Below are 15,947 nucleotides of genomic sequence, written 5' to 3'. Positions count from 1 at the left end.
GCATGACAACATCAACTTTTGCTCGTATCGCATTTGCCGCAGTAATCGCCAGCGGTTTAACATTAAGTTTTAACGCAAGCGCCCTTCCTCAGGCATCAATGAAAGATATCCAGTCATTAAAAGAAGCTTGCCAGCAAATCGCCATTGAAGACCAATTACCCGAAAATGAAGTCGGTGTATTTTTATTAGATTGCGTTAACGACCAACTCACCGAAATGGGCTACGAGCGCATTGCCAGCCTAGAGGTTTCGCAATAGCAACCTGATGACAACGCGTATCAAGCCATTGCCATAAAAACGCCGACAAGGCGTTTTTTTATGGTTATTACAAGGCTTTTTTTATAGCTATGACAGTAAAGCTTTAAAAAGCTTGGCAAAATATCGCTATCGACGCGCCTATCGCCACAAACCAAGATAACGACCGCATTGTGCTGTAATCTAATAAATACAACACATGGTACACCACTCTGGCAACCACATGGACAATGGCTAATAATGCCACCACATCGGTTACGTTGTTGGTGAGCAAAGCCGTTAATACCGCAATGCCAAATACAATGAGCGACTCAAATGCGTTTTGGTGCCCTGCCAATGCTCGCGCCCCAAAACCGGTTAATTGCGCTTGCTGCGCACGTGGATGGTTATTGTCATAACGGCCCAATTTTGTCATCGCCATGGCCACAGGCACTTTAGCGATATATGGCAATAACATGGCTATCAATAAACAAATCAATATGGTTTGCATGGTATCCCTTCATCTTTAGTTTAATCAATTCGTCTTCATTGACGATTTTTTATTAGCTTAACATCGATTGCAGCTTTAACAGAAACTTATATAAATGATAATATTTTCAATAAATTAAAATAAAAATCTACCACCATGCGTTTACGTTTCTGCCAGTCGACATCCAAAATAAATGCCTTACCTAGACGTTAATGTGAAAGATATTGAGTCACTTCACGGTCAATACTCATAACTCCTAACAAGTGTGATAGCTGCAGCAAATCAATCTTGTGACGAGTAACAAGAAGAGGCAGTAACAATAATAATCAACATTGTAAGGAAAGCATTATGAATACCAAAGCACAAACCAGCCTAACAGGCGCAGCATTAGCACTGGCAATGGCGAGTTTATCAGGTCAGGCAATGGCCGCCGAAACAAGCACTGCACCTTTAGCTGCTGGCGAAACAGATTTAGTCCATTGCTATGGCGTTAACGTGTGTAAAGGCCACAATGACTGCAAAACAGCTGACAATGCCTGCGGTGGCCAAGCAAGCTGTAAAGGCACTGGTTTTGTTGGCATGCCCTCAAAAGCTTGTGCTGATGTGGGCGGTACGCAAAAAGATGACTGGGTGGGTAAGGTGACTCAAGCAGATTTAGTACATTGTTACGGTGTTAATATCTGTAAAGGCCATAACGATTGTAAAGGTGCAGATAACGCTTGTGGCGGTATGGCAAGTTGTAAAGGTACTGGTTTTGTTAGCACTACAGCAAAATCTTGTGCTGATATTGGCGGTAAAACAAGCTAATTCAGTATAGTCTGATGGCTCTGACCCATTTATCTTTTCAGGGCCATCAACGTTTTTCGTACTATCTACCCTATGCTAATTCAATATTAGCCCAACCCAAGCTAGAATATTTGCATTAAAGTAGGATACCTCATGCCTGATACGCGCATTACAGAAGACTTTCTCGGATTTGGCTTGGGCTTACGAACCGACCATTTCGAATACATTTTGCAACACCAGCCAGACATTGACTGGTTTGAAGTGCTATCTGAAAACTACCTAGTTGCTGGCGGTAAACCCCGATATTATTTAGAAGCCATCGCCGAACAATATCCTGTAGTAATGCACGGTGTATCAATGTCGATAGGCAGTACCGATCCTTTAGATATGGATTACTTAAAAGCCCTTAAAAAGCTCAGTAACGACATTCAACCGAAATGGATATCAGACCATATTTGCTGGACCTCAATTCACGGCGTTAATAGCCATGACTTACTGCCACTGCCATATACCGAAGAAACCGTGAAGCATGTCGCCGAGCGAGTGCGTATTGTGCAGGACTTTTTAGGTAGACGAATTTTGCTAGAAAACGTATCAAGTTATTTGTCATATCAAGACTCGACCATGGATGAATGGGATTTTTTAAGCCAGGTGGCTGAAGCGGCTGATTGCCTAGTATTGCTCGACATTAATAACATTTATGTCAGCGCCCGTAATCATCATTTTAATCCGCTCGACTACCTTAAAAAAATCGACCCACACCGGGTACAACAGTTTCATTTAGCCGGCCACAGTGACTTTGGTGATTATGTCATTGATACTCACGACCATGACGTGCCACCGTCAGTTTGGACACTTTACCAAGCAGCACTAGAGCGCTTTGGCCCAGTGAGCACCATGATTGAACGCGATGCCAATATTCCCCAGTTCCCCGCGTTATATAATGAATTACTTGAGGCTAAACACATAGCTCAGATAACCTTGCCCGACGATCCTGCCCTAGCACGTTCGCAATTTGGCACACGTTCACTTGATGATTTAGGCAAACTTATCAGCGCTAATCACGCTTCACCGCAAAAAGTCAGGGCATAAACATGAGTCGTTTAGCTGAGATTCAACAGCAATTTATGCAGTATTTGCTGTCAGAGAGTTCGGATACACAGCATTCACACATTAAGTCTGTGATGAAAGCCAATGTGTCTGAACAAGCGGGAATAAGCGCCAATGATCGCCTGCAAATTTATGCTAACGCTTACCGAATTCGCTTAAAAGAAACCATTGAAACCGACCACCAGCTACTTGGGTTGTATTTAGGTGACGATTTATTCGATAAAATGGCAGCCGACTATACTCATCAATATCCATCAAGCAATAAGTCTCTGCGCCAATTTTGTGATGGTTTACCGGAGTTTTTACAACAAGATACATTTTTTAAACAGTATCCGATTATTGCCGATTTAGCGCGATTTGAACGCCGTTTACTCAATGCATTTGATGCTGCAGACTCAACACGAGCAAACTTTAGTGACTTACAAGCCATTTCACCAGAATTATGGCCCAATTGCTGTTTACGTTTTCACCCCAGCGTACAAATATTCACTTGCAACAGTAATGCCGTAGAAGCTTGGCAAGCATTGAAAATAGACACAACACCACCTTCGCCAGACTATGACTCGCCTAGAGCATGGCTGTTATGGCGCGGGGAATCGCGCTTAACAGAATTTGTTTCATTAACTGCAGCGCAACATAGCTTGTTACAGGGTTTTATTCAGGGCAACAACTTTGCCGAGCAGTGCGAACAAATGTTGCAATGGCACGATGAGCAATCTGCACCTATGATGGTGCTGCAAACCATGCAAACCTGGTTTCAACGCGGCTTAATTCGAGCAGTAGTGAGCAGCTAATTTACGTTAACTCATTTCTGGACGTGCTTGAAAACCACCTTATCGTCGTCCCGGCAGTGCTTTTTAGCCGGGATCTTGGTGTTGATTGTTATGCTTTTAAGCAAGGCCAAAAGCAACACCTGGATCCCTGATACAAGCACTCAGGGATGACAAGTCAAAAGATTAACCAACTGATAAGTAGAAAAGATAAACCAACAACTAACACCCAATAACCAACACACAACAACCAACAACCAATAACCATTAACCAATAACGCCCGCTACTGCGTCGTTCCGGCAACGCTTTTAAAGCCGGGATCCAGGTGTTGTTTTACTTTGTACTGATTTGCATATGGCCGCTAGCCATATTTCTTATCTACATTGGGGAGGCAAATAGTGTTACAGCTTTAACTCTCTTTTGGAAAATATAACTCGAAACAATCAGACTTTATTCATCATTGTCAGTGTTACCCCTACTGAGCAGGCAACCATACTTTGACGCTTAAGCCACCCTCTGGGCGGTTTTGCATACTAATTCGGCCACCGTGGGCTTCAATAATCTCACGGCACAATGGCAAACCAATACCGGTACCCGACTGTTTAGTTGAATAAAAGGGTAATAATGCTTGCGACAATACCTCGGTTGACATTCCGCAGCCCTGATCTTCTACTTTAACGACCAATCCGTTAACAGGATGGGTCACTTCTTCAAACATTACCGACACAGTGTCTGCTGGCGTACCAGACTCGTGGGCATTTTTAAGCAGATTGATAAAAACCTGCTCTAATTGCACGGCATCGAGTTTTATCGGCTTAACCGGTAAAGGGGATAACAGTTTAAATGGATATTGCTGCGCCAATTGCTGGGTCATGTTAGCCCAATCAATCAGCTCCCTTTGAGGTTGGGGTAGTTTGGCAAACTGCGCATAATGCGAAATAAATTGGCTTAAGTGTGTGGTGCGATTTTCAATGGTATCAAAAATTAATTGCAGCTTGTTGTTATCTAAATGCTGGGTTAAAAACTTGCCAGAATTAACCATAGAAGCAATGGGAGCCACCGAATTATTCAGCTCATGGCTAATAATCCTAATCACCTTTTTCCACACTGCCACCTCTTGGCGATTAAGCTCTTTGGTGAGTTGTTTAAGCAAAATCAAATGGTGTTGCTGATTATTTTGAGTAAAGCGACCACGAGAAATATGCCAGGTCTCAACATCGCCACTATCGGCAAGATTACCACTGTCATCACCCGCACTATCGCTGCTTGCCATCGAAAACAGCCCTTCTTGCTCACTGTGCAATGCTGCTTTTAACGCATCGGGCAGCAACGCAGCAAGGTCTGGCATTAACATGCCTTCTATTTTGACACCGTGATTGAACAAATGCCTGGCAGCACCATTGGCATACACAACTCGCTGCGCGTCATCGATTAATAACATTACATTGGGCGAGTTCTGAATGACCTTATCGAGCATTAATTCACGCTGATAAATAAACTGGCGCTCGCTACGCAATTTTGCCGAGGCTTGATTGTATAAACTCACGAGTCTATCGAGTTGTGGCTCGCCGTAGGGATGCAATGACACACTAAAATCGTTGTCTTTAAAGTTAAGCAGACCGATTTCAAGCGCTTGCAGGCTTTCATTGAGTCGTGTGGTAAGCCACCTGCTGCCAACATAACACACCACTAGCATTACAATCAGCGCCAACCACAAGGCAGCATCACCTAAACTAAACCACACTAACGCGCCACACAGTACACCTAACAAACAGCTAAGCATATTGGCAATGACCAGCTTGCCTTGCAGCGACAACATCATGATTTTGTTTCTCGGATCCCGTATTTTTCCATACGGCGATATAAGGCTTGGCGGCTTAAGCCCAGGGATTTGGCTACTCTGGCAATCACACCATTATGCTCAGTTAATGCGGCTTCTATTTGCTGTTTATCGGGCTCATTAATCAAGGGGGCATTATCTTGCGACTTAGCCGATAAAGGTGCAAGAGATGGGCTCGGCTCATGGCTTGCAAGTGCAGTCATTTGGCCAACTAAGTGAGTGTTTAAACCAAAATCGTCCACGGTTAATTGCGCTGACTTAGCCAGTAACGACGCCCTTTTACAGGCATTTTCAAGCTCGCGTACATTACCAGACCAACAATGATTAATTAACGCCTGCTGGGTCGCTTTATCAACAATAAACTGCTCACCCATAAAATGTTTTACCAGGGGTAAAATATCATCTTGGCGTTGTTTAAGTGGCGGCACACTCAGCTCAATCACATTTAAACGATAAAACAAATCTTCACGAAAGCGCCCATGGGCAATGTCGTCGGCTAAATCAGCATTGGTGGCGCTAATCACTCGCACGGTGACTTTACGGGTTTGGTGGCTACCCAGGCGCTCAAACTCTCCCGTTTGCAGTACGCGCAATAACTTTACTTGGCCAGACAATGGCAAATTACCAATTTCATCTAAAAATAAGGTTCCCCCATCGGCGGCTTCAAAACGGCCCACGCGGGTTTTATTGGCCCCAGTAAACGCGCCCGCTTCTGCCCCAAACAGTTCGGCTTCTAATAAATCCATTGGTAGCGCACCAATGTTGACCTTAATAAAGGGCTTATCTTTAAGCGGCGAGTTAGCCTGTAAAATATCGGCTATTTTGTCTTTGCCTGCACCATTGGGGCCGGTGATCATCACCGACACGTCAGAACGGGCAACTTGCAGCGCTAAATCAACACAACGTTGCATGGCACCACTGGCAAACACCAAACCGCATAAATCAGCGCCATTAATGACCGACATACGGTCACTGTGAATACGGTTTAATTGGCTATTTTGCTGAGACAAACGGTAAATAGACAATAAATTGCTAATACTGTTTAACAACTTAGCATCGTCCCATGGTTTACCCATGTAATCAGCGGCCCCCGCTTTAACTAACTCGACTGCAGTTTCTAATTGTGTCCAAGCCGTCATTAAAATAATCGGTAAATTGGGCTGTAACTGGCGCAATGCATAAAACAGCTGTTTACCCTCTTCGCCCGAGGTCGTGTCGCGGCTAAAGTTCATGTCTTGGATCACCAAGCTGATCTCTTTGTGGGTCACAATATCAATAGCTGCATCAGGTGAATGACAAAAAATGGCATGGTAATCATGCAACTCAATCATTAACGCAAGTGCTTGGCAAATGGCGTGATTGTCATCAACAATTAAAATAGTATCCATTACGATGATGTTGTTCTCATTGAGTTATATCCAAATATCCGTATGTATTAGCCACGTCTACAAGCCTAAGGCAACATTCAATACATAAGCAATGATTGTCTCACATAAAACACAAGCTAGTGCCTAACACAAAGTCTGTAATGATGCGCCACCTACACACTACGCGTGGCCATAGCGGGTGAAATATTGGCCGCTTTGGTCGCTGGCACGATGACCGCTAGGGTTGTCACAACCAGTAAACCAATAACAGACATAATAGGATAAATCACTGGCACCATAGGTAAACTATATAAAGACATCAGTTGCTGCCCAAGCACTAAAGCTAATACGCCACCAATCACGCCGCCCACAATACAAATTAAGTAATTTTCAACCATAAAGTATTGAATAATATCGCGCTTACGAGCCCCAAGCGCTCTACGTGTGCCAATTTGTTTGGTGCGGCGTTGAATGTTAAACATCACCATACCGGTTAATCCTAATGCGGTGATCAGTAACAGCAACACGACCATCATACTTAATACTGTCGCCATTAACCTATGATTGCTGTAACTGAGGTTTTTAAGCTCTGCCACGGTTTGAAAGTTATCCAGTACACGGTTTGGGTTTTCGGCGTGTAACGCGCTACGAATTGCCTCTTCTAATGCAGGGATATGCTCTGGTAATGCCCGCACCATATACATTTTATTACTACTGCTACCGCCAAAATCAACATTTTGGATCACACTGTATTCAAAGTTTTCATGGTCGACCCATGCCCCTTGTAGCTTATCAACCACACCAATAATGGTGACAGTTTGCGTCCCCTGGTACATGGTTTTACCCAGTGGTGACTCATCTCCCCAAAAGGCTTTGGCTAAAGGCTGTGACACTATCGCCAACATACCAGGGTCGTCGATATTGGTATTGATTTCGTCTGGATTAAAATTACGTCCAGCAACTAATTTAGCCCCCATCACATTGAGTAAATGATCGTTACCCAAATAAAAAGCAAAACCCGGGGTACTTTTAGCGGTATCTTCGTTAGGGCCGTCAACGTAACGGTCCATCCAGCCACTATCACTTAATGGCAGCATATTACTGGAGCTGGCATCAATCACATTGGGTAAGGCACGTAAAATAAGTTGATCGACTTCATTTTGTTTGATGTTATCGATCGCGGGGTCAAAGTTGTACACGCTAAAGGTGAGTATTTGCGCTTCGGCATAGCCCGATTCACGCTGCATTAACGATAAACGTTCATAAATGATAAAACTGGCATTAGCAACAATAGCAACAGATAAAATAATTTGTAATAACAATAAAATGGGTGAACTTTTACTGCGCATCAAACTGGATAAAATTGGTTTAATATGTAACATGGCGATGTCCTTTTTAACCTACACTGGCGTTATTGCGCTTTTAAATACACGCTAGGTTTAGTGCGGCACACAACCCATGCCGGATAAATGCCCGCGAGTACGGCTGTCGAAATGGCAATTAACGGTGTAATAACCCACATACTGGCATCAAGCCCAGTAACGCTTTGATCCATTGAAAAATAACTGTGTAGCGCAGTTAACGACCCCCAAGCCCATAACAAGCCTACCAGCCCACCAATAAACCCTATCATGCCTACTTCAACCATATACTGACTAAATATCTGCCCACGGCTGGCCCCAATGGCACGTCGAACACCAACCTCTGGGGCGCGTTTTAAAAATTTAGTCAGCAATAACCCAAGAATATTCACCAAACACACACTTAAAAACAGCAAGCTGAGGCCAACGAGTATTTTGTTGTCTTGTGGCACCACATTATTGTCTTCAAGCCATTTATCGATATCACTAATTTGCACCGCTTCTGCTGCCGATTTAGCGGTATCGGTAAAGCGACCAATGGCGCGTTGCTGCTCAACATAGCGGGTCAGCCAGCTTTGGTAATGTTGCTTTTCATCTTCGCTGTTAAGCTCTGTCCAAAACTGAATCCACACTTTTTCAGACGCTAAGCGGTCACTGTAAGTGATCATGGGCTCGAATTTCCAACCACTGGTATTACCCCACACATCAAACTCTTCTTGAGCGGTCAACGAAAACGGAATAAAGATTTCTTCTGCGTCGTTAAAAGCACCATTAAGCGGATCGTAATATTTTGGTTGGGGATTCCAGTGGTCAATCACCCCCACAATTTGATACGGCTTACGGTCCAAAAATACCGTTTTACCCACACTGTTTTTACCTTCAAAAAAGCGTAAGTTTAGCTTTTGGCTAATAACCACTTGATACGCTGGGCGTAAATCAACACTGGCGTCCCAATAGCTGCCGTATAAAAAGGGCACCGAAAAAATCCTAAAAAAATCACGGTCTGTCACCCTTACACTTTGTAAAACAGGTTCAATTTTGGGGTTGTCAGACTGCAACGCCAAGCCGGTCCGAAAGGTCGCTGCTTTTAGGCTTAGTTGCTGGTTATTACGCAAATTCATTGCGTCGATATAAGTAATGTTTGAAATAAAATCATCCCAGGTATCTAAGCCTTGGCTCCAAAGCTGCACCGAGTTAATCACCTCGCTGCGCTCGCCCGCAGGGTTATAAGACATGGTTTTATACACATTTAACGTGGTGATGGTAATACCAATACCTATCGAAATCGCTAACACCATTAGCATTGATAACATTGGTGTTTTACGAATACTTCGCCAGGCTAAATCACAATAATAAAAAAACATGATGTTCCCCTTAGCGAGTGCCGGTTGCAGCAGGTTGGTACATCGAAAAGTCACACACCTGGCCATCAACAATTTGAATATTACGCTGAGCACGGCGAGCCAATTCTGGGTCGTGGGTCACCATAATAATGGTGGTGCCTTGCTGATTAATATTCTCTAAAAGCTCCATCACCTGGCGCGCCATTAAGCTATCTAGGTTACCGGTAGGTTCATCGGCGAGTAAAAAGCGTGGTTCGCCAGCTAACGCCCGCGCAATGGCAACACGTTGCTGCTGTCCGCCAGACAATTGCGTCGGTAAATGCTTCATTCGCGCGCCTAAACCCACTTGCTCTAAGGCAGACTCGACTCGGCGCTTACGCTCACTGGCATTCATACCGCGATAACGTAGTGGCACTTCAACGTTTTCGGCTAAGTTAAGATCAGGAATTAAATTAAACCCCTGAAAGATAAACCCAATTTTTTCATTCCGTACTTTTGCGCTGTGGTTATCACTTAAATTAGACACATTCACGCCATCAAGGCTGTATTCGCCCGAGCTAAAGCCTTCAAGCAGACCTGCAATATTTAAAAAGGTGGTTTTACCTGAGCCAGAAGGTCCGGTAACCGCAACAAACTCACCTTCGTTCACTTCAAGGCTAAAATCGCGTAGTGCATGGGTTTCAACTAAGTCAGTTTTGAACACTTTGTTGATGTTTTTCATGGATAACATAATGGTTTCCTTGGTTAATTCTGTTGCCACACCCCTGCGCTTAACGCTAATAATGGGGCTTTGCTAATTTAAATACGGCGTTGATAATGACTTTTTTATGCGATTAATGTCGCTACCGTTAACTAAAGCAACAGCTTAATGTTAAGCATGTCGCTGATACCTATATGCAAACTCACGGCTGGGGTAACATCACTTAGCCGAGTCGATACCTGGCTGCTCATATCAATTAGCTGCAAACTTACCGATAACCAATCTGTATGATTATCAATACGATAACTTACAGCCATCGCCAAAATAAATAATGCGGCTAGTGCGATAAGCTGTCTACGTTGAATCAAAGTCATTGAATGTCCTTACTCAGTTGAGTGTCTTTTCATTAACATGTTTATCGGATTTGAATTGTGGGCTCATTTTTAAAGGTTTCAGTGCCAGATATCACCCACACATCGCCTTCTTCACCGCCTTCAAGTACTTCAACCTGGCTCATACTGCGTGCGCCCAATTTAACGGCTTTTTTATGTGCAATGGTGTCATTAACTTGGTATGCCACATCGCCCCCCATATTAAGAAAATCACCCCGTTTAACCATTAATACATTGGGCCTGTTTTCCAGTAACACTCGGGCAGACAAGCGCTGATTTTGACGTAACGATAAGCGGTCACTGTTAGCAAAACGCACTCTGGCGGTCACTTCACGATTACGCACTTCAGGTGAAATTGACGACAATTGGCCAACCACATTTTCGCTACCAAAACTGAGCTCGACATCCATACCTAGGCCCAGTTCATCGGCATAAGACTCAGGTACAGCAAGTTCTGCTTCAAAAGCGGTTAAGTCGACCACAGTTAATATGGGTTGGCTGGCTGCAATGCGGGCTTTTTGTTCCACCAGCCAGTTACCAATAATGCCATTCACTGGGGCGACAATATTAAGTGCATTGGCTTGGCGGGTGAGTTCTTGCACCACTAAGGCCTGACGCTGAACCTCAAGGGTACGGTTTTTAATTTCAAAACTGAGGGTGTCGCGCATTAACTCGACTTCTTGCTGGGCGTGTTTATGTAATAGTTTGGCTTTGTGTAAGTCATCTTTGCTTTTTTCAAAATCGATTTTGCTGATCAAGCTCGACTCAATCAATTGATCGCCACGACGGCTTTCACGATCTGCCGCTGCTAAATCCACTTTGGCCATGTCTAAAATCTGACTAACACGCAATTGCTCACGGCGCGCATCTAACTTAGCCCGCTCAAGGCTGCCTTGCATTCCTTCAAGTAATGATTGCTGTTGTTGCAACTCGCTTTGTAGGCGCGGGCTTTCAATTTTGGCCACCACCTGCCCAAGCTCAACTTCATCGCCAGGCTGGCTTAATAGGGTTACCACGCCTTCTTCAGTGCTGTATAAAATGGGCGCATTAGCTGCAACAATTTTACCTGTGGTGGCAATGTCACGCACCAAGGTGCCACGGATTAAAGTTGCCAAGCGTAAATCGGCACCATCAACCGAACGCTGGTGACTGTCATGGCTCAAACTCGCCCACACCAATGCACTCATTAATATGGCACCGCAACCTATCATCAACGGCAAGCGCAATTTACGGCCTAACGTTGGCGCAATCACGGTATCTTGGCTACTTGTGTCTTTAATCATGTCAAATCCTTAGGTAATACGTTAGCAGCACGTACCACTTCACGTTTATACCCAAGATAAAGCACAAGCCATGCCAGTTGTTATTTATTGTTGTTTTTCATGAAGATAATAATTTAAAAGGGTGTTTGAACAGTTTAAAAGTGTCCGCGGACAGGTGTAAAAACTGTCCGGTTAGTGAGAAAGTGTCCGAGCGGACACTTTGTTTTGTACTTATGTACTTTATGGCCTGCGGCCACTAACGCTTAAGATCGCAAGGTTCCACCCTGCACTGGCCAAATACGGCGTCTTTCCGGCAATGCTTTTGAGCCGGAATCGAGGTGTTTTGTTCTTTATGGCCGTTTTGTACTTTTGGCCTGCGGCCACGAATACTGAGGCGACAAGGCTCCACCCTGCCCGGGCCAAATACGACGTCATTCCGGCAATGCTTTTGAGCCGGAATCCAGGTGTTTGCTTTGTTGTTTGGTCGTTTTGCACTCAACGTAGTGAAATTGTTATCCCTACCCTATCCGTGAGTTCGAATCCTTGCCCAAGGGGCTTATTTGAGGCAAGCCCGCGGTATGAGGGAAGCATGGCATCTTTATTTGAAGTCCGAGAACACAACTTGTCCATTTTTATCTAACTCTATAATGCATTGATTAGCCACAAAATAGAGTCTACTCCTAAACACAATAATTGAACCATTTTCATTGTTTGTATGTGTATAGTTGGATAAGTTAGCTGTATTCAGTTGCTTAATGACACTTGATTCCAGAACACCAGTCGAAAAATTACTACAAAGGTAGAAAATTTCATCTTTTGCTGCTTTCCAAAAGATTGCACCTGTAGCAAGGAAACTCATAAAAATTAAAAAAGTGATAAGTAGTATTATTTTGTTCGACTTCATCATGATGCTTCTATGTATCCCTGTAAATCTAAAACGAAAAGTGCCACCCATAATTTGTATCATCAATCAACCTTTGCAATCCCTCAGCGTTCCGGCAACATTTTCGCTTTTTAACCAAACTACAGCAGCGAAAAAATTGCGACGGAAATTGAGCCAGTTTTTAACTTCGTTTGCAACCTGCTTCGGCCCATCTTGTAGTAAAGAGTGAAAATGCTAACGCTTCAGATGGAACGCCCCTTCCCCTCCAAAGCTAGCTCGCTCTGATAGGCAGGATGCCTGAATGCCTTGAAGCACAAGGATGTGCGAGAAAGGCCATAACCTGCTCACGTATTCTTTTATAAAGAGTCTTCAACGGCCTCAAGTTCAGAGTTGAATTTGTACATTTTTAAGCAAAGCATATAAGCATTTGTGGACAGAAGCGTGTTAGCTCTAGCTGCCAAAATAAAATTATATTCATGGCTATAAATACATGTTCAGTAAACATTATTGGGAGATTAATAAAGCTCACGGGCTAATTAAACCCTTTAAACGCGTTCCTCAATGTTAAGGATCAGTAATTATAAAAATTAATTTCTTTATGTGACGAAGGGGGTAGAGATTTGAACCCTCCCGCCTAGTCCTAAGGCGCCTGTATACGCGGGTTGTACGAGTTTTGAATTAGTTGGTTGTTACACCAAACTGTTGTTTATTTATCGTCAGAAGAATGATGTTTAGCCTCAATAGCTAAAACTTAATCATAGTTATTGGGTCATAGTATCTTGTCATGATTTAATTGATTCGATTTTTTGTTTTGCTTTCAGAATTAATTCTTTTAACTTAGCGAGATCATCAATGTTAAAATATGCAGCAACACCACCAATGGTACCGCTTGTTACTGCAGCCATAAGCTTATCTCCAGAATTGAATGTGGAAATTTTTAACTCACCTTTAGTTGTATAGTCTGCTTGAAAATCTGCAAATTTTGTTACATCTGATTTTATTTTACTTATATAATCAATACCTTGAATTAACGAATCGATTTCTTCAAAATCTATAAAAGAAGTATGTTGTTTGTCATATCTACCATCTTCTTTAAAAGTTTCAATAGTGATGCCATATTGTTTTGAACCATCCGTTACATTTGTGAACTCTTTACTTTCAATGTTTACTGAAGTGCTATAAAGACCTTGAGCGCTACCAATTTTCTGAAAACCTCTAATTAGTATAACGCCCGTTTTGGCACTAAATTGTTCTAGTTTTGTTTTTGCTTGTGGCACAGAGTCTTTTAAGTTTTCTGCATAAGCGGAGGGAATTAATAAAGCCATTGTAGTTAAAGCTATAATAGTTTTTTTCATATTCATTCCTTTGAGGTTAAGATGGATAGATTGTTGTTTAAAGCATAACGGGACTGTAGAATAACTCTAACAGTCAAATTCAAATAAAAAACGAGCTCTTCAAATCAATCCTAAGCGTTTTTAAGACACTAGGTAATGCATTTGGAACCCTAAAAAATGGCTATTTTTCAATAAAAAGAGAAATTCTACAGCCTCAACGCCGCAATATACGGCTAATTTTGCTGGGTTGATTTTTGCCCGCGAAGCGGAATAGCAAAAAGCGGCACAGTAAAATTTGTCCGCTTATAATTGCCTTGTTATATTTTTTTAGCACTAAAGCTAATCGGTACTTCGTTAATGTACCAACTAATAATGTTATCTACTTCCGCAAACACTTTATTTTTATACGCATCTTTTATTAGCACTTTGCCTGAAGCGCGATCGACATCTGCATAACTATCTGGTAAATCGAAGTTTCTAATGAAAGGCTGCATGGTAATGCCGTCCTGTACTGCAGGAAAAATTATTTTCATTGTATGTAAATCAATTGCAAATATTTCTACAGCCACATGACCCGTCAGGCCATCTTCAAAAGATTGGATACCGATACCTTTATTATATAGAGGGGTTTCGCCGTGATAATGGCGCCATGCAGGTTTTGCAATGATTATGACATCTAAATCATAGTTTTCTTTCACTTCGGTCAGTGCAGGGATGAACTTTTCATAAACAGAACTAAAACCATAGGATATAGCGTCACCAGCACCTAAACTCGCTTCAATATTTGTTACCACTAAAGCATCTATTGACCATTTCTTTCCGGCTTCATTAACTAAACTAGATTCAACTTTACCTTTTAAACCCCAATTTACATCAATAATAATATCTTTTTGTTGGTCTGCTCGTGCTGTAGTTTCATCCCATATATTGTTATTTGTTTTATCGGTCACACTAGAGTAAACACCGATACGGGCTTCACTAGGTAGACTTATAGGCCTTTTTGAAGCGCAACCAGAAAGAAGGACAAAAACACCAAGAAACAATACAATTATTAGATTTTTCACCGAAATTCCTTTAAAAATATAACGCCGCCAACACGGGCGAGCGTAGCGAGTCCAGCCCACAGCTTTTTGTGGGCGATTGTGCTTGGCCTTGTTAAGAGCTATCACTGAATTGAAATTCCTGAAATAAAGTTTACAACTACTAAATAGTAAATAAACCCCGATATTAGTGATATTACTACAGCCCCTATGAAGTCCGTTTTCAAAACAAACATAATGGACAAAAATAGGATAAATGGATAAGCAAATACCACGGGCGGAATCTCGCTACCCAATAGAACTACAATAATTACTGGAATTATCATCGCCACGAATGATCGAACTATCCCTGTCTCACTAGCTCCGACGAACGACGCTGAGAGCTTCACTGGTAGTGCTACGAACAATGTGAGTGCAACTAGTATCACTAGCGACGGAAAGTTTCCAAACTCGATTTCCAATTTTCTTCCTTTTCTCTTAACGCCTTAAGAATGGGCGCCGTTTACGGCGTCCCGCTTGCTTAACTTGTTAGTTGTTGGGTTAAAGCTATGAGATATATTCACCAATAACCCTCCCTTTTTCTTTATCGGTTAATGCATTGAAGCTGGCGACTTCCTCGTCGGTTTTCAATGATCTAGAGTGAAAGAAAATACACGTCAATAACAACGGCATCCAAAATATTAGCGAGCCAGTGAAAAAGAATACCGTTTTTACGAATACGGTGCCAGACAGCCCGAAATAGACGGATGGGACTCCGATAACGGAATATACCCACATCATATTTAGGTAGCAGGATTTTCCTGCATACAGAATAACTTTATGGCTATGCATGACTGTGTTTCCCGTTCGGTAATTCTCGGAGACAACTAACGCCGCGCTCTGCGGCAAGTTTGGAGCGCAGCGGAAAACTTGTCCGACAGCAGCGCCTTGATACTCATTGAGCCCCCTCCCTAGCAAGCCGCATCAGCGGTATGCTTAAGGTGACCAAACCAACAGGAGAAAGCTCAATGAGATTTTATAATAACTCACATCCAT

The 15,947-nt window shown here is 42.8% G+C and carries 14 protein-coding genes; 4 read left to right on the top strand and 10 right to left on the bottom strand.

Translation table 11 applies throughout. The annotated features are described in order from the left end of the window. The first annotated feature begins 2 nt into the window (after positions 1-2). Positions 3-257: a hypothetical protein gene (locus L2703_RS15320; protein ID WP_248971948.1), complete on the top strand. Its 255-nt coding sequence runs from the start codon at positions 3-5 to the stop codon at positions 255-257. A 103-nt stretch (positions 258-360) separates the two neighbouring features. On the opposite strand, the gene L2703_RS15315 is transcribed toward L2703_RS15320, so the two are convergent. Continuing rightward, positions 361-744 carry an MAPEG family protein gene (locus L2703_RS15315; RefSeq protein ID WP_238106835.1) on the bottom strand — a complete coding sequence of 128 codons (384 nt, stop codon included), beginning with the start codon at positions 742-744 and terminating at the stop codon, positions 361-363. Between the two features lie 327 nt (positions 745-1,071). Here L2703_RS15315 and bufA2 point away from each other — a divergent pair, with 327 nt between their 5' ends. The 3 genes from bufA2 (at position 1,072) to L2703_RS15300 (ending at position 3,413) form a co-directional block, all read left to right on the top strand. After that, positions 1,072-1,530 (top strand): BufA2 family periplasmic bufferin-type metallophore, encoded by a 459-nt coding sequence (gene bufA2 / locus L2703_RS15310; RefSeq protein WP_248971947.1) that lies wholly within the window; start codon positions 1,072-1,074, stop codon positions 1,528-1,530. A gap of 132 nt (positions 1,531-1,662) precedes the next feature. Continuing rightward, positions 1,663-2,601, top strand: a complete 939-nt coding sequence (gene bufB, locus L2703_RS15305; RefSeq protein ID WP_248971946.1) for an MNIO family bufferin maturase — start codon at positions 1,663-1,665, stop codon at positions 2,599-2,601. Positions 2,602-2,603: 2 nt separating this feature from the next. After that, positions 2,604-3,413 (top strand): HvfC/BufC N-terminal domain-containing protein, encoded by an 810-nt coding sequence (locus tag L2703_RS15300; protein WP_248971945.1) that lies wholly within the window; start codon positions 2,604-2,606, stop codon positions 3,411-3,413. A 452-nt stretch (positions 3,414-3,865) separates the two neighbouring features. On the opposite strand, the gene L2703_RS15295 is transcribed toward L2703_RS15300, so the two are convergent. The 9 genes from L2703_RS15295 to L2703_RS15255 all read right to left on the bottom strand — a co-directional run bounded on the left by L2703_RS15295 (position 3,866) and on the right by L2703_RS15255 (position 14,936). Beyond that, positions 3,866-5,209, bottom strand: a complete 1,344-nt coding sequence (locus L2703_RS15295) for a sensor histidine kinase (protein WP_248971999.1) — start codon at positions 5,207-5,209, stop codon at positions 3,866-3,868. Beyond that, positions 5,209-6,618: a sigma-54-dependent transcriptional regulator gene (locus L2703_RS15290; RefSeq protein WP_248971944.1), complete on the bottom strand. Its 1,410-nt coding sequence runs from the start codon at positions 6,616-6,618 to the stop codon at positions 5,209-5,211. Before L2703_RS15290 ends, L2703_RS15295 begins: the two co-directional genes overlap by 1 nt. A gap of 152 nt (positions 6,619-6,770) precedes the next feature. Beyond that, positions 6,771-7,979, bottom strand: a complete 1,209-nt coding sequence (locus tag L2703_RS15285) for an FtsX-like permease family protein (protein WP_248971943.1) — start codon at positions 7,977-7,979, stop codon at positions 6,771-6,773. 29 nt (positions 7,980-8,008) lie between these two features. Next, a complete protein-coding gene (locus L2703_RS15280; protein ID WP_238106832.1) occupies positions 8,009-9,322 on the bottom strand; it encodes an ABC transporter permease in 1,314 nt (437 codons plus the stop codon). 10 nt (positions 9,323-9,332) lie between these two features. Continuing rightward, a complete protein-coding gene (locus L2703_RS15275) occupies positions 9,333-10,031 on the bottom strand; it encodes an ABC transporter ATP-binding protein (RefSeq protein ID WP_238107202.1) in 699 nt (232 codons plus the stop codon). A 122-nt stretch (positions 10,032-10,153) separates the two neighbouring features. Next, positions 10,154-10,375 carry a hypothetical protein gene (locus tag L2703_RS15270; protein ID WP_238106831.1) on the bottom strand — a complete coding sequence of 74 codons (222 nt, stop codon included), beginning with the start codon at positions 10,373-10,375 and terminating at the stop codon, positions 10,154-10,156. A 41-nt stretch (positions 10,376-10,416) separates the two neighbouring features. Continuing rightward, positions 10,417-11,676, bottom strand: a complete 1,260-nt coding sequence (locus tag L2703_RS15265) for an efflux RND transporter periplasmic adaptor subunit (protein WP_248971942.1) — start codon at positions 11,674-11,676, stop codon at positions 10,417-10,419. A gap of 1,644 nt (positions 11,677-13,320) precedes the next feature. Continuing rightward, positions 13,321-13,893, bottom strand: a complete 573-nt coding sequence (locus L2703_RS15260; RefSeq protein WP_248971941.1) for a hypothetical protein — start codon at positions 13,891-13,893, stop codon at positions 13,321-13,323. A gap of 296 nt (positions 13,894-14,189) precedes the next feature. After that, positions 14,190-14,936 carry a hypothetical protein gene (locus tag L2703_RS15255; protein WP_248971940.1) on the bottom strand — a complete coding sequence of 249 codons (747 nt, stop codon included), beginning with the start codon at positions 14,934-14,936 and terminating at the stop codon, positions 14,190-14,192. Positions 14,937-15,947: the final 1,011 nt, after the last annotated feature.

This window comes from Shewanella basaltis (genome assembly GCF_023283885.1).
In the GTDB taxonomy this organism is placed as follows: domain Bacteria; phylum Pseudomonadota; class Gammaproteobacteria; order Enterobacterales; family Shewanellaceae; genus Shewanella; species Shewanella basaltis.
Note: the sequence above shows the minus strand (reverse complement) of the source record. Positions and strands in the feature narration are given on the sequence as shown.

Coding starts and splice junctions, on each gene's coding strand:
- L2703_RS15290 (WP_248971944.1), bottom strand. CDS start 6,618: ATGGATACTATTTTAATTGTTGATGACAATCACGCCATTTGCCAAGCA.
- bufA2 (WP_248971947.1), top strand. CDS start 1,072: ATGAATACCAAAGCACAAACCAGCCTAACAGGCGCAGCATTAGCACTG.
- L2703_RS15315 (WP_238106835.1), bottom strand. CDS start 744: ATGCAAACCATATTGATTTGTTTATTGATAGCCATGTTATTGCCATAT.
- L2703_RS15270 (WP_238106831.1), bottom strand. CDS start 10,375: ATGACTTTGATTCAACGTAGACAGCTTATCGCACTAGCCGCATTATTT.
- L2703_RS15260 (WP_248971941.1), bottom strand. CDS start 13,893: ATGAAAAAAACTATTATAGCTTTAACTACAATGGCTTTATTAATTCCC.
- L2703_RS15285 (WP_248971943.1), bottom strand. CDS start 7,979: ATGTTACATATTAAACCAATTTTATCCAGTTTGATGCGCAGTAAAAGT.
- L2703_RS15265 (WP_248971942.1), bottom strand. CDS start 11,676: ATGATTAAAGACACAAGTAGCCAAGATACCGTGATTGCGCCAACGTTA.
- L2703_RS15295 (WP_248971999.1), bottom strand. CDS start 5,209: ATGTTGTCGCTGCAAGGCAAGCTGGTCATTGCCAATATGCTTAGCTGT.
- L2703_RS15275 (WP_238107202.1), bottom strand. CDS start 10,031: ATGTTATCCATGAAAAACATCAACAAAGTGTTCAAAACTGACTTAGTT.
- L2703_RS15320 (WP_248971948.1), top strand. CDS start 3: ATGACAACATCAACTTTTGCTCGTATCGCATTTGCCGCAGTAATCGCC.
- L2703_RS15300 (WP_248971945.1), top strand. CDS start 2,604: ATGAGTCGTTTAGCTGAGATTCAACAGCAATTTATGCAGTATTTGCTG.
- L2703_RS15280 (WP_238106832.1), bottom strand. CDS start 9,322: ATGTTTTTTTATTATTGTGATTTAGCCTGGCGAAGTATTCGTAAAACA.
- bufB (WP_248971946.1), top strand. CDS start 1,663: ATGCCTGATACGCGCATTACAGAAGACTTTCTCGGATTTGGCTTGGGC.